General features: G+C 72.1%; 15 protein-coding genes and 1 tRNA gene. 4 read left to right on the top strand and 12 right to left on the bottom strand.

Annotated elements, in window-relative coordinates; translation table 11 throughout:
- The first annotated feature begins 89 nt into the window (after positions 1–89).
- Both C1708_RS03995 and C1708_RS04000 read left to right on the top strand, forming a co-directional pair.
- Positions 90–902 (top strand): SAM-dependent methyltransferase, encoded by an 813-nt coding sequence (locus tag C1708_RS03995; protein ID WP_106411329.1) that lies wholly within the window; start codon positions 90–92, stop codon positions 900–902.
- 31 nt (positions 903–933) lie between these two features.
- The gene (locus C1708_RS04000) at positions 934–1,461 is read left to right on the top strand and encodes an NUDIX hydrolase family protein (protein ID WP_006130344.1); all 528 of its coding nucleotides are present in this window, start codon (positions 934–936) and stop codon (positions 1,459–1,461) included.
- A 52-nt stretch (positions 1,462–1,513) separates the two neighbouring features.
- On the opposite strand, the gene C1708_RS04005 is transcribed toward C1708_RS04000, so the two are convergent.
- The 5 genes from C1708_RS04005 to C1708_RS04025 all read right to left on the bottom strand — a co-directional run bounded on the left by C1708_RS04005 (position 1,514) and on the right by C1708_RS04025 (position 6,051).
- Entirely contained in the window at positions 1,514–2,692 is a 1,179-nt protein-coding gene (locus C1708_RS04005; protein ID WP_106411330.1) for an ABC transporter ATP-binding protein, read from the bottom strand.
- A 25-nt stretch (positions 2,693–2,717) separates the two neighbouring features.
- The gene (locus C1708_RS04010; protein WP_106411331.1) at positions 2,718–3,551 is read right to left on the bottom strand and encodes a carbohydrate ABC transporter permease; all 834 of its coding nucleotides are present in this window, start codon (positions 3,549–3,551) and stop codon (positions 2,718–2,720) included.
- Positions 3,551–4,471 (bottom strand): carbohydrate ABC transporter permease, encoded by a 921-nt coding sequence (locus C1708_RS04015; RefSeq protein WP_198602690.1) that lies wholly within the window; start codon positions 4,469–4,471, stop codon positions 3,551–3,553. Before C1708_RS04015 ends, C1708_RS04010 begins: the two co-directional genes overlap by 1 nt.
- A 5-nt stretch (positions 4,472–4,476) precedes the next feature.
- On the bottom strand, positions 4,477–5,697 hold the full coding sequence (locus C1708_RS04020) for an ABC transporter substrate-binding protein (RefSeq protein WP_106411333.1): 1,221 nt from the start codon (positions 5,695–5,697) through the stop codon (positions 4,477–4,479).
- A gap of 280 nt (positions 5,698–5,977) precedes the next feature.
- Positions 5,978–6,051: transfer RNA gene (locus C1708_RS04025), tRNA-Pro, on the bottom strand.
- 150 nt (positions 6,052–6,201) lie between these two features.
- Here C1708_RS04025 and C1708_RS04030 point away from each other — a divergent pair.
- Both C1708_RS04030 and C1708_RS04035 read left to right on the top strand, forming a co-directional pair.
- Positions 6,202–6,909, top strand: coding sequence for a thiamine pyrophosphate-binding protein (locus C1708_RS04030; protein ID WP_106411334.1), 708 nt, complete (start codon positions 6,202–6,204; stop codon positions 6,907–6,909).
- Positions 6,910–6,957: 48 nt separating this feature from the next.
- A complete protein-coding gene (locus tag C1708_RS04035; RefSeq protein WP_106411335.1) occupies positions 6,958–7,875 on the top strand; it encodes a transketolase family protein in 918 nt (305 codons plus the stop codon).
- Between the two features lie 129 nt (positions 7,876–8,004).
- On the opposite strand, the gene C1708_RS04040 is transcribed toward C1708_RS04035, so the two are convergent.
- From C1708_RS04040 to C1708_RS04070, 7 genes are all read right to left on the bottom strand, one after another.
- Positions 8,005–8,364: an MmcQ/YjbR family DNA-binding protein gene (locus C1708_RS04040; protein ID WP_198602392.1), complete on the bottom strand. Its 360-nt coding sequence runs from the start codon at positions 8,362–8,364 to the stop codon at positions 8,005–8,007.
- Positions 8,365–8,394: 30 nt separating this feature from the next.
- Positions 8,395–8,931, bottom strand: a complete 537-nt coding sequence (locus tag C1708_RS04045; RefSeq protein WP_241911150.1) for a GNAT family N-acetyltransferase — start codon at positions 8,929–8,931, stop codon at positions 8,395–8,397.
- Positions 8,928–9,509: a helix-turn-helix domain-containing protein gene (locus C1708_RS04050; RefSeq protein ID WP_106411337.1), complete on the bottom strand. Its 582-nt coding sequence runs from the start codon at positions 9,507–9,509 to the stop codon at positions 8,928–8,930. The genes C1708_RS04045 and C1708_RS04050 overlap by 4 nt, the downstream gene beginning before the upstream one ends.
- 43 nt (positions 9,510–9,552) lie before the next feature.
- Positions 9,553–10,458, bottom strand: coding sequence for a LysR family transcriptional regulator (locus C1708_RS04055; protein WP_106411338.1), 906 nt, complete (start codon positions 10,456–10,458; stop codon positions 9,553–9,555).
- A gap of 36 nt (positions 10,459–10,494) precedes the next feature.
- Entirely contained in the window at positions 10,495–11,694 is a 1,200-nt protein-coding gene (locus C1708_RS04060) for a glycine C-acetyltransferase (protein WP_106411339.1), read from the bottom strand.
- 26 nt (positions 11,695–11,720) lie between these two features.
- Positions 11,721–12,752, bottom strand: coding sequence for an L-threonine 3-dehydrogenase (tdh, locus tag C1708_RS04065; protein ID WP_106411340.1), 1,032 nt, complete (start codon positions 12,750–12,752; stop codon positions 11,721–11,723).
- A gap of 223 nt (positions 12,753–12,975) precedes the next feature.
- Positions 12,976–13,551 (bottom strand): GAF domain-containing protein, encoded by a 576-nt coding sequence (locus tag C1708_RS04070; RefSeq protein ID WP_106411341.1) that lies wholly within the window; start codon positions 13,549–13,551, stop codon positions 12,976–12,978.
- Between the last annotated feature and the right edge of the window lie 34 nt (positions 13,552–13,585).

Consider the following 13,585-nt stretch of genomic DNA (forward strand, 5'->3'; position numbering starts at 1 on the left):
CCGTTCCCGGGACAACGTGATCACCGCGATGCACAATGGCCGGGTCGGTCCGTACGGGCCGGACGCGGGCGAGGGAGAGGGAGAGACCGTTGAGCGAGAGCCACACCCCGACGAGCGGCTCGGCGAGGCTGAACACCGGTGTGGCGCACAACGCGCGCGTGTGGAACTACTGGATCGGCGGCAAGGACAACTACGAGGTCGACCAGCAGGTCGGAGACCACGTCGCGTCGATCATCCCGGTCATCCGGGACATCGCCCGCGCGGACCGGGAGTTCCTGGGCCGCGCGGTGACGTATCTGGCACGCGACCGCGGGGTGCGGCAGTTCCTCGACATCGGCACCGGACTGCCGACGGCGGACAACACCCACGAGATCGCGCAGCGCATCGCGCCGGACGCGCGGATCGTCTACGTCGACAACGACCCGATCGTCCTCGTCCACGCCCGGACGCTGCTGACCGGCACGGCCGAGGGCGCCACCGACTACATCGACGCCGATGTGCACGACCCGGACGCCATCGTGGCACGGGCGTCCGCGACGCTGGACTTCTCCCGGCCGGTCGCGGTGATGCTGCTCGGCATCCTCAACTTCGTGTCGGACACGGACAAGGCCCGGGAGATCGTGCGCCGGATCATGGCGGCCGTGCCCTCCGGCAGTTTCCTGGCGCTCACCCACCCCACCTTCGACCCCGAGGTGGGCGGAGAACTCCAGGTCCCCGCGATGGAGTTCTGGAACGCGAACGCCACTCCCCCGATCACCGCCCGCGGCGCGGCGGACATCACCGCGTTCTTCGACGGACTGGAGCTGGTCGAGCCCGGTCTCGTCTCCTGCTCGCAGTGGCGCGCCGAGCCCGGGTCCCCTCTGGTGGTCCCCCAGTACGGCGCGGTGGCCGTGAAGCCCTGACCCTCGAAAGTATGATCAAACAATGTCTGACATGACCGAGACCACGCCGGGCTGGCTGTCCTCCGACGACCTGGAGCAGGCACGCGCCCAGATGCCGATCCTGTACGTCGAGGCCGTCCCCGTGCGTGTGGACGACAGCGGTGAGGTCACCAGCGTCGGTCTGCTGCTACGCATCGGGCCCGACGGGACGGTCAGCCGGACCCTGGTCTCCGGCCGGGTGCTGCACCACGAGCGGGTCCGCGACGCGCTGCTGCGTCATCTGGAGAAGGATCTCGGACCGGTGGCGCTGCCCCGGGTGCCGGCGTCGTTGCAGCCGTTCACGGTCGCGGAGTACTTCCCCACCCAGGGCATCACCCCGTTCCACGACCCCCGGCAGCACGCGGTGTCGCTGGCGTACATCGTGCCGGTGACGGGTGACTGCCGGCCCCGGCAGGACGCGCTGGACCTGGTGTGGTTCACCCCGCAGGAGGCCGTGTCGCGGGCGGTGCAGAGCGAGATGCCGGGCGGGCACGGAGTGCTGCTGAAGCAGGCGCTGGCGCACGCGGGCTGCGTGATCTGAGGCGTACCGGCGTCCGGACCGTCCCGCGCGGAGCGGTCCGGACGCCGCGGGATCAGCTCTGCGGGTGCGTGAGGTTGGCGCCGTCCGACGGGTCGAAGACGTGGGCTTTCGACAGGTCCAGGCGCAGGTCGACGGGCGCGCCCTCCCGGGCGCGGGTGGCCGCGTCCAGCCGGGCCACGATCTGCTGGTCCGCCCCGGCGCCGGTGTCCTTCAGGCCCGAGTCCTTGGCCAGCTCGTCCAGTTCGGCGGTGCTCACCGGGCCGCCCTCGGCGCTGAAGTAGACGTACGCGTCGGAGCCCAGGGACTCCAGCACGTCCACGGTGACGGTGACGACCGGGCCGTCGGTGTCGCGGGCCAGGCTCGCGTCCTCGAACGCCTCGGGCCGCAGCCCGACGATGACCTCGCGGGGGGCGTCCCGCCGCTGGAGCTCCCGGCGCATGCGGTCGTCCAGCGGCAGGTCGCCGAGCGGGGTGCGCAGGGTGTCCGGGGTCAGGGAGGCCTGGAGGAAGTTCATCGCCGGGGAGCCGATGAAGCCGGCGACGAACAGGTTGCGGGGCGTGTCGTAGAGCTCGGCGGGGGTGCCGACCTGCTGGACCACGCCCTGGCGCATCACGACGACCCGGTCGCCCAGGGTCATGGCCTCGGTCTGGTCGTGGGTGACGTACACGGTGGTGGTGCCCAGGCGGCGCTGGATGCGGGAGATCTGGGTGCGCATCTGCACGCGGAGCTTGGCGTCCAGGTTGGACAGCGGCTCGTCCATGAGGAACGCCTTGGGGTCGCGGACGATGGCCCGGCCCATCGCCACCCGCTGGCGCTGTCCGCCGGAGAGGTTGGCCGGCTTGCGGTCCAGGAACTCGACGAGGTCGAGCACCCGGGCGGCCTCCTCGACCTTGCGGTCGATGGTGTCCTTGTCCACCTTGGCCAGCCGCAGCGGGAAGCCCATGTTCTCCCGCACGCTCATGTGCGGGTAGAGGGCGTAGCTCTGGAACACCATGGCCACGTCCCGCTCCTTGGGCGCGAGGTCGTTGACGACCTGCCCGCCGATGCGCAGGGTGCCCTCGGTGATGTCCTCCAGGCCCGCGATCATGTTCAGGGTGGTCGACTTGCCGCACCCGGACGGGCCGACCAGGATCACGAACTCGCCGTCGGCGATGTCGAGGTCCACGTCCCGCACGGCGAGGGATCCGTCGGGATAGCGCTTGGTGACTCCCTCGAGGACGATCTCGGCCATGGATGCTGCCTCCTTGCCGTCGGGCTCATCCCTTGACCGCGCCGGAGGTGAGGCCGGCGACGATCCGCCGCTGGAAGAGCAGGACGAAGATGATGATCGGGACGGTGATCACCACGGCGGCCGCGGCGATCGATCCGGTGGGCTGCTGGAACTGCGAGCTGCCGGTGAAGAACGCGATCGCGGCGGGTACCGTGCGCGCGGACTCGGTGGAGGTCAGCGAGATCGCGAAGAGAAAGTCGTTCCAGCAGAAGATGAACACGAGGATGGCGGTGGTGAACACGCCCGGCGCGGCGAGCGGCACGATGACCATCCGGAACGCCTGCGCGGGCGTCGCCCCGTCCACCTTGGCGGCCTTCTCCAGGTCCCAGGGGATCTCCCGGAAGAACGCCGACAGCGTGTAGATCGCCAGCGGCAGCGAGAAGGTCATGTACGGGATGATCAGCCCGGGCCAGGTGTCGAAGATGCCGATGCTCCGCTCGATGTTGAACAGCGGGGACACCAGGGAGATCGGCGGGAACATCGCGATCAGCAGCGACATCCCGATGAGCACCTGCTTGCCGGGGAACCGCAGCCGGGCCACGGCGTAGGCGGCCATGGTGCCGAGGATGACGGCGATCACCGTGGCGATGAGGGCGATGCCGATGGAGTTGACCAGGGCGCGGGTGAACTCGGAGGTCCGGAAGATCCCGCGGTAGTTCTCCAGGGTCCAGTCGGTGGGGATGTAGTTGCCGTCGGTGAGGGTGCTGGGGTCCTTGAACGACAGTGCGACGATCCACCACACCGGGAACAGGGCGTACAGCACCACCACGGCGTTGACGACGCCCCACCGCGTCGCGTGCGACCTGCCTGCGGCGGCCATCAGCGCCTCACCTCCGCGCCCGGTGCGGCGGCGCCGAACAGCTTGACGAAGGTGAAGGCGATGATCCCGACGCAGAGGAAGATCAGGACCGAGATCGCCGACCCGATGCCCAGGTTCAGCGCGGTGAACAGGTTGTCGTAGCCGAGGATGGACAGGGATCCGGTGCCGTGGGCGCCCGCGGTCAGGACGTAGATGTTGTCGAAGATCCGGAAGGCGTCCAGGGTGCGGAAGAGGAGGGCGACCAGGATCGCCGGCTTCATCAGCGGCAGCATCACCTTGGTGAACCGCTGCCAGGGGGTGGCTCCGTCGACCATCGCGGCCTTCAGTGTCTCCTCGGGGACCAGGGCGAGGCCGGCGAGCAGCAGCAGCGCCATGAACGGGGTGGTCTTCCACACCTCGGCCAGGATGATCAGCCACAGCGCCGGCCACTGCTCGGTGAGCGGGGCCTCCCCGCTGGGCAACAGCTCGGCGAGGTAGCCGAGTTCGGGGGTCCAGGCGTACTGCCAGGAGAACGCGGCGACGACGGTGACGATGCCGTACGGGATGAGGACGGCGGTGCGGACCGTGCCGCGCGCGAAGATCGTGCGGTGCATGACCAGGGCGAGGCCCATGCCGAGGACCAGCTCGATGGCCACGGACACGACGGTGAGGAACAGCGTGACCCAGAAGGCGTCCCACCAGAACGGGGAGGTCAGCACCGCCCCGTAGTTGCTCAGGCCGATGAACTCGGCGCGGTCCGGGAACCGCAGGTCGTAGCGCTGGAGGGACAGGTAGACCGCGTAGCCGATCGGGTAGGCGGTCACGGCGAGCATGACGGTCACGGCCGGCGCGCACAGCAGCCAGCCGAGCCGCCGCTCCTGCCGGGCGCCGGCCGACGGCGCCCTCCTGGCCTTCGCCTCGTCCTTCGCCGGCTCTGCCATGGTGCTCACGGGATCACACCCTCGGATCGCAGGGCCTCGTCGATCTGCTCCCTGATGGTGGAGACCGCGCTCTCCGGCTCGATGCCGGAGGGCGGGGACAGGGTGTGCGAGACGACGATCGACACGTTCTGGTAGGCGGGGGTGAGCGGCCGTACGCTCGCCGACTCCAGGGAGGCCAGGACCTCCTTGGAGAAGGGGTACTCCTTCATGAACTCCGGCTCGTCGTAGATGGCGCGCAGGGTGGGCGGCAGTCCGCCCTTGAGCGCCGCGGCGAGCTGGTTCTCCCGGTCCCGCAGACACAGGGCGGCGTCGAAGGCCAGGTCGGGGTGGCGGGAGTAGGCGCTGACGGCGAGGTCGATGCCGCCGATGGTGGGCCGGGAGGGGCGGTCGGCGTCCACGCGGGGGTAGACCGCCCAGCGGAAGTGCTCGAACAGCTCGGGGTTGTTGCTCCTCATCGACGGATAGACGAAGGGGTAGTTGATCTCGAAGGCCGCCACCCCCGACTCCATCGCCAGCCGGTTCTGGTCCTCCATCTGGTTGGGCAGGGAGGGGTCGGCGGCCGGCGAGCGGGCGAGGTCCCGCATGATCGAGGCGGCCCGCACGGCGGGCGGGCCGAGGGACGGCTCGGTGGCGCTCGGGTTGAGGATGGAGCCGCCGGCGCTGTTGACCAGGGAGTTGAACCAGACGGTGAGGCCCTCGTACTGGGCGCCCTGGATCTCGACGTAGTGCGGCTTGCCCTGCCGGGCCAGGTCGCGGGACATGTCCAGCATCTCGGCCCAGGTCGTGGGCGGGGTGGGCACGAGGTCCTCGCGGTACCAGAGCAGCTGGATGTTGGTGTTGTACGGAACGGCGTAGAGCCTGTCCTTCCAGGTCGCCGTCTGCAGCGGCACCTCGAGGGTGCCCTCGGTGGCCCGGCGCTCGTTCTCGCCGGTCCACTCGCGGATCCAGCGGGCCTCGGCGAACTCGGCGGCCCAGGTGATGTCGAGGCCGAGGATGTCGAGGGAGTCGTCCTCGGCGGCGAGCCGGCGCACCAGCTGCTCGCGCTGGCCGTCGGCCTCGCGGGGCAGCCTGTTGTAGACGATCCGGTAGCGGCCCCCGGACTCACGGCTGCACCGGTCGGCGGCCTCCTGGAGGGCGCCGGAGTCGTCGGGGAAGTTGTACCAGTTGAGGGTGGGGCGGGCCCCCTCGTCGTCACCGCCGCAGGCGGCGAGCGTCGAGGCGAGCACGGTCAGGGCGAGCAGCGCCCGCGCGCGTCGCGGCCTTCTGTGACGTCCGCACCTCGCGTGCACTCGCTCCACACCCCATTTCCCAGGCGGTGCCGCGGACGTCCGGAACCGCGACGGTGTCTCCCGGCGGAACGTTAGAGAGCGAAGAAAGCGACATCAAGGACATACGCGGACGATTCGTCCGGCTGTGTCGAGCGCGAGGGGGCGGCGGGCACGGGAGGAGGGGACACGGAAGAGGCCGCCTCGGGTGATCCCGAAGCGGCCTCCGACGTCCGTCACGTCGGGACGACAGGATTTGAACCTGCGACCCCTTGACCCCCAGTCAAGTGCGCTACCAAGCTGCGCCACGTCCCGTTGCCCGTCTGACCTGGGGATTCCCCCCGGCCGAACGCGCACGGAAACCATACCGCACTCGGCACGGTGATCGCGCATCCGTTTTCTCGCGCCCGGCACCTCCGGGCGACACTTGACCTCAAGTTCACTTGAGGTCGCACGATCGACGGCATGACGATCACCGAACAGCGCACACAGACGTACGGATACACCGAGCTCCCCGGCCTGATGGAGCTGATGACCGGTGACGAGAAGCACGGGCCGGCGGCGACGTCGACGCTGGACGTGCTGTGGGTGCTCTACGACCGGGTGCTCCGGGTGGACCCGGGGAGCGCGGACGACCCCGGGCGGGACCGTTTCCTGCTGTCGAAGGGGCACGGGCCGATGGCGTACTACGCCGTGCTCGCCGCCAAGGGGTTCCTGCCGGTGGACTGGCTGCCCGGCTTCGGCTCGTACGACTCCCCGCTCGGTCACCACCCGGACCGGACGCTGGTGCCGGGCGTGGAGATCGGCAGCGGATCGCTGGGGCACGGGCTGCCGATCGCGGTGGGCACGGCTCTGGGGCTGCGCGCGCAGGGCCGGCCCGGCCCCGCGGTGTGGACGCTGATCGGGGACGCCGAACTGGACGAGGGCAGCAATCACGAGGCGATCGCCTTCGCCGGTCCCGCGGGCCTCGACCGGCTGCACACGGTCGTCGTCGACAACTCCTCGGCGTCCTACGCCCGTCCGGGCGGGATCGCCGCGCGGTTCGAGGCGGCCGGATGGTCCGCCCGCACGGTCGACGGCCGCGACCACGAGGCGCTGTACGCCGCGTTCACCGCCCCGCACCCGGGCAGGCCGCACGTCGTCGTCGCCCGGGTCGAGCCCAAGGACGCATGAGCGCCCGGCCCCGCTCCCGTCACCCCACTCAACGAAAGGACGATTCCCGTGGACAGCATGCGTGATCGTTTCGCCCCTGTCGTCACCCGGCTGCTGGACGAGGACCCGCGGGTCGCCGTGGTCCTCGCGGAGGTCGGCGCGGACCGCTTCGACGAGGCGCTGCGCCGCCACCCGGACCGGGTGGTCAACGTCGGCATCCGGGAGCAGTTGCTGGTCGGCGCGGCGTCCGGAATGGCGCTGACCGGGCTGCGGCCCGTGGTGCACACCTTCGCCAGCTTCCTGGTGGAGCGGCCGTTCGAGCAGGTCAAGCTGGATCTCGGGCACCAGGGCGTGGGCGCGGTACTGGTGAGCGCCGCCGCGTCCTTCGACTGGCCCGCCGGCGGCTACACCCACATGGCGCCGGGCGACGTGGCGCTGCTCGACACCCTGGACGGCTGGACCGTGCACGTGCCGGGTCATCCGGACGAGGCCGAGACGCTGCTGCGGCACGCGGTGGCCGCCGGTGACGACAAGGTGTACGTACGGCTGTCGCTGCAGTCGAACGCGGCCGGCCGGCCCGTGGACGGGCGGCACTTCCTCACCGTCCGGGAAGGGCGCGCGGGAGTGGTGGTCGCGGTGGGGCCGATGCTGGACCCCGTGCTCGCGGCGACGGAGGACATGGACGTCACCGTGCTGTACGCCACCACGGTGCGCCCCTTCGACGCGACCGCGCTGCGCCGGGCCACCGCGACGGCGGGAACGGACGTCGTGCTGGTGGAGCCGTACCTGGCGGGCACCTCGACGGGCGCGGCGAACGACGCGCTGGCCGACGTGCCGCACCGGGTGCTGGGGCTGGGCGTGGGGCGGGGGGAGCTGCGGCGCTACGGGCAGTTCGACGAGCACCTCGCGGCGCACGGTCTGGACGCGCGGTCGCTGCGCGAACGGATCGCCCGGTTCACCGCCGGGAGCGTGCCCGTCGGCGTCTGACCCGCTGCTCGGGCACGGGACACGCGCGGTGCGGCCGCCGGGACCCCCCTCCGGACCCGGCGGCCACGCGTGATCGGGATCATGCCACGGGGCACTGACAACCGGATGGGGCCGCTGGCCCCGAAGCCCTCAGCCCTCCGGCGCCAGCCCCAGCCGGGGGTGCGCCTCGAGCAGCCGGGACGGCGCCGCCTGCCGCCAGGAGTCGGCGAGGATGTCGCGCAGCTCGCCCTCGCCCTCCAGCGCCGCCAGCCGGACCCTCACCCACGCGAACTGCGCCTCATGGCCGGCGATCCAGAACTTCTCCGGCTCGGCGAGGGCCAGTTCGTCCCGCTCCTCCTTCGGGCAGCGCACGGCGATGGACGTCTCGTCCTCCGGCAGGGTGGCGAACATCTTCCCGGCGACCCGGAACGTGGGCATGCTCCAAGCGGTCTTCTCCGTCGTGTCCGGCAGGGACAGGGCGATCCGTCGTACGTCTTCGGCATCCGGCATGGCAGGCACGGTAGCGGCCGCCACCGACAATCACCCGGGGGGAGGCGACGGCAGCCGCTTGTAGTAGAGCGTCGTGGACCGCAGCACCCCGCCCGGGTCCGCCGCGTAGTCCGGGATCGCACCCGCCTCGGTCCAGCCGGACGCGCGGTACAGGCGCTCGGCGGGGCTGCCGGTCTCGGTGTCCAGGTGCAGCAGGGTGATGCCGTCCGCGGCCGCCGCCTCCTCCGCGACCGTCAGCAGCCGGCGTCCGAGCCCCTTCCCGCGGGCCGTGCGGTGCACCATCAGCTTCACCAGCTCCGCGCGGTGCCTGCTGTTGGGCTTGTCGGCGGGCAGGGCGAGGCTCACCGTGCCCAGCACCCGGCCGGGTTCCTCGTACGCCGTCCACACCGCGAGCCGGCCGGCGGCGACGGACGCGCACCGCTCCGTCCACCAGGCGGTCGCGGCCGCGCGGCCGAGCGGGGCGAGGAAGCCGACGGACGCGCCCCCGTCCACGGTGTCGGCCAGCAGCTCGGCCAACGCGTCGGTCATGCCCAGCAGCCGGGCGGCGTCAGGGCGTTCGACGATCACGGCCGCACCACCGCCACCACGTACCGCACGTCCTCGGGGCCGGGGCAGCGGAAGCGGGTGGGACCCCAGACACGCAGCCGGAGGCAGTCGCCCTCGCCGAGGCGGTGCTCGGTGTCCCCGTCGGTGACGGCGAGGGCGCCTTCGAGCACCCAGATGTGCTGTTCCAGACCGGGGACGGGCGGCCGGTCGTAGGGGATGTCCGCGCCGGCGGTCAGGCGTCCCTCGACGAGTTCGCCGCGCAGTCCCGCGTGCGGCGGGGACACGGAGCGGCGGACGAAGCCGGAGGCCCTGTCCTGCCACACCGGCTGGCGGGCGGCGCGCACCACGGGCGCGGGCTCCGCCTCGATCTCGCTGAGCAGCTGGGACATGGTGCGGCCGTAGACGGCGCAGAGGCGGTTGAGCAGGGAGGCGGTGGGGCTGGTCTCGGCCCGCTCGGCCCGGGAGAGCGTGGACCGGCTGACTCCGCTGCGTTCCGCCAACTCCCCCAGGGACCAGCCGTGTTCGGCCCGGAGCTCGGCCAGCCGGGCGCCCAGGCGCACATCGACGGGATCGGGGGCGACCCGTTCCTCCTGTTTCATATCCGGGACGATATCCCGGATAAGAGCGGCCCGGAAGGGGCCCTCAGGCGTCTCCGGCGGCCGCGCGCAGCGCGTCGAGCACCGGGCGGATCAACGGGTGTCCCTCCGCGCCCCGGCGCACGGCGGCGAACACCCGGCGCGTGGGCGCCACCCCGTCGACCGGACGCACCACCACACCCGTGAGGTCCATGCCGCGCAGCGCCGACCGGGGCACCAGGGCCACGCCCACGTCGGCCGAGGCGAGGGCGACGACCGCGCGGAAGTCGTCCGAGGAGTGTTCGAGACGGGGCTGGAACCCGGCGTTCTCGCAGGCCAGCACGACCACGTCATGGCACGGGTTGCCGGGGTACGGGCCGATCCAGGGGTCCTTGGCCAGCTCCGCGAGCGGCACCTCGGGGCCGTCGGCCAGCCGGTGGGTGACGGGGACGACCGCGTCGAACGGTTCGGCGTACAGCGGGACGTGGGTGAGGCGCGGGTCGTCGGCGGGCGGCGCCCCGCGGTACTCGACCGCCACGGCGACGTCGACCTGCCGGTCCAGGACCATCGGCAGGCTGGCGTCGCCCTCGGCGTCCTGCACCCGGATGCGGATGCCGGGCGCGGACCGGGCGAGGCGGGCCACCGCGGGCACGACGACCTGCGCGATGCCGGTGGCGAAGGCGGCCACCGTGACGGTGCCGGCCTCCCCCGCCCCGTACGCGGCCAGCTCGGCCTCGGCCCGCTCCAGCTGGGCGAGGACCGCGTGGGTGTGGCTGAGCAGGATCTCCCCGGCCGGGGTCAGCCGTACGCCCTTGGCGCCGCGCTCGACCAGGCGGTGGCCGGTCTCCTGCTCCAGCGCGGTGAGCTGCTGGGAGACGGCCGAGGGGGTGAGGTACAGCGCGGCGGCCGCCGCGGTGACCGTGCGGTGGTCCGCCACCGCACGGAGGATGTGGAGCCGCCGCGCTTCGATCATGGGATCGATTGTCTCAAACGGAGCGGGGCGCGACGCTCAGCCGTCGAGCTCCGCACGGGCCGCGACGAAGGCGTCCACGGCGCGGTTCACGTCGTCCGTGGAGTGCGCCGCCGAGAGCTGCACGCGGATGCGGGCCTGGCCCTGCGGCACCACCGGGTAGGAGAAGCCGATCACGTACACGCCGCGCTCCAGCAGCAGCTCCGCCATGCGTCCGGCGCGGGCGGCGTCGCCGATCATCACCGGGGCGATGGCGTGGTCGCCGGGGAGGATGTCGAAGCCCTCCTCGGTCATCCGGCGGCGGAACAGGGCGGTGTTCTCGGCCAGCCGGACGCGCAGGTCGTCGGCCGACTCCAGCAGGTCGAGGACCTTCAGCGAGGCGGCGGCGATCACCGGGGCGAGCGTGTTGGAGAACAGGTACGGACGCGAGCGCTGGCGCAGCAGGGCGACGATCTCGGCGCGGGCGGCCACGTAGCCGCCGGAGGCGCCGCCGAGGGCCTTGCCGAGCGTGCCGGTGATGATGTCGACGCGGTCCATCACCCCGTGCAGTTCGGGCGTGCCCCGGCCGCCGGGGCCGACGAAGCCGACGGCGTGCGAGTCGTCGACCATGACCATGGCGCCGTACTGGTCGGCGAGGTCGCAGATCTCGTCGAGCGGGGCGACGTAGCCGTCCATGGAGAAGACGCCGTCGGTGACGATCAGCGTGCGGCGGGCGCCGCCCTCGGCGGCCTCCTTCAGCCGGCGCTCCAGGTCCGCCATGTCGCGGTTGGCGTAGCGGAAGCGGCGCGCCTTGGACAGCCGGATGCCGTCGATGATCGACGCGTGGTTCAGCGCGTCGGAGACGACCGCGTCCTCCGGGCCGAGCAGCGTCTCGAACACGCCGCCGTTGGCGTCGAAGCAGGAGGAGTAGAGGATCGTGTCCTCCTGGCCGAGGAACGCCGACAGCCGCGCCTCCAGCTCCTTGTGCACCTCCTGGGTGCCGCAGATGAAGCGGACGGACGCCATGCCGTAGCCCCAGCGGTCCAGGGCCTGGTGGGCGGCGGCGATCACCTCGGGGTGGTCGGCGAGGCCCAGGTAGTTGTTGGCGCAGAAGTTGAGGACCTCACCGGGGCGGCCGCCGGCGGTGACGTTCACGGTCGCGGACTGCGGGGTGCCGATGACGCGCTCCGGCTTGTGCAGGCCGGCGGCGCGGATCTCGTCGAGGGTGGCGCGCAGGTCGTCGCGCACGGTGTCGAACATACGGGGCTCCTGAGAAGGCGGATGGGTTACGCGGTCCAGTCGAGGATGACCTTGCCGCCCTTGCCGCCTGCGGCGTCCTCGAAGGCGGCCTCGAAGTCGCGGTAGGCGTAGCGGCCGGTGATCACGGGGGCGAGGTCGAGCCCGCCCTCCAGCAGCACCGACATGGCGTACCAGGTCTCGAACATCTCGCGGCCGTAGATGCCCTTGATGGTGATCATCGAGGTGACGACGCGGGCCCAGTCGACCGGGAACTCCTCGGCGGGCAGGCCCAGCATGGCGATGCGGCCGCCGTGCGTCATGTTGGCGATCATGTCGCGCATCGCCTCGGGGCGGCCGGACATCTCCAGGCCGATGTCGAAGCCCTCGCGCAGGCCGAGGGTGTGCTGCCCGTCGGCGATCGTCGACTCGGCCACGTTCAGCGCCAGCGTCGCGCCGATCTTGCGGGCGAGCTCCAGGCGCTCCTCGCTGACGTCGGTGATGACGACGTTGCGCGCGCCGGCGTGCCGGGCCACCGCGGCGGCCATCAGGCCGATGGGTCCGGCGCCGGTGATCAGGACGTCCTCACCGACGAGCGGGAAGGACAGCGCGGTGTGCACGGCGTTGCCGAACGGGTCGAAGATCGCGGCGACGTCGAGGTCGACGGGGACGCGGTGCACCCACACGTTGGTGGCGGGGAGCACGACGTACTCGGCGAACGCGCCGTCGCGGCCCACGCCGAGACCGACGGTGGCGCGGCACAGGTGGCGGCGGCCGGCCAGGCAGTTGCGGCACTTGCCGCAGACCAGGTGGCCCTCGCCGCTGACCCGGTCACCGGGCTTGATGTCGTCGGGGACGTCCCGGCCGGTCTCCACGACCTCGCCGACGAACTCGTGCCCGAGGACCAGCGGCGTGTCGATGGTCTGCCGCGCCCAGCCGTCCCAGTTCCGGATGTGCAGGTCGGTGCCGCAGATACCGGTGCGCAGCACCTTGATCAGCACGTCGCCGGGTCCGACGGCGGGCTCCGGGACGTCCGTGAGCCACAGCCCGGGCTCCGCCTTCTGCTTGACCAGCGCCTTCAACGCTACGGCTCCTGAGGGTGAGTCCCGGGTCCGGGCATGCCGAAGCGGCCCGGTCCGGGAAGAGGAGTGGAATCGCACTGCAATCTGCCGTACGACACCCTCACCGGTCCATCGAGGATTTCTTAAGCGCTGCCACAGCTTTGCTTCACGCGTCACCCGTCCGGGCGCGGTCCCGTGACGGCGTGCGGCCGAGGCGCCGTCGCGGCGTCCGGCCGAGGGGGTGTCACAGCGGCCGCCCGTCGCTCTCCCTGCGCCGCAGCCGGGTGACGAGCTCCGCGGCCTGTGCCTTGATGGCGGCGAGGCCGGGCTGTCCCCAGCCGCGGGGCCGGACGTCGCTGACCGCCACGGTGCCGAGCACCATGCCGGTGCCGTCGGTGAGCGGCGCCCCCATGTAGGAGCGGACGCCGAACTCGTCCACCACCGCGTTGCCCGCGAACCGCGGGTAGTCGCCGACGTCCTCCAGCACCAGCGCCTTGCCGCGGGCGATCACGTGCGGGCAGAAGCCGTGGTCCCGGGGCAGCGCCCGGCCCAGCAGGGCGCCGGTGCCGTCGCCGCGGAGGACCGGGGCGACGCCCGGGGTGTGCAGGCCCGCGAAGAACTGCCCGTGCTCGCCGGGGAGGTTGACCACGGCGTAGGGCGCCCCGGTGAACTCGGCGAGGCCGCGGGCGAAGGCGTCGAGTTCGGGATCGGGGTGCTCCCCCAGTCCCAGCCGGCGCAGCCTGCGGGCGCGCTCCGGCGCCTGCCGGTCCTCCGGGGTGAGCAGCAGCCGACCGGCCGGGCGGGGCGGGTCGTAGCTCATGGGCGGGCTCCCGGGGCGTGGGCGACGTTCATGG

Source organism: Streptomyces sp. DH-12 (assembly GCF_002899455.1).
In the GTDB taxonomy this organism is placed as follows: domain Bacteria; phylum Actinomycetota; class Actinomycetes; order Streptomycetales; family Streptomycetaceae; genus Streptomyces.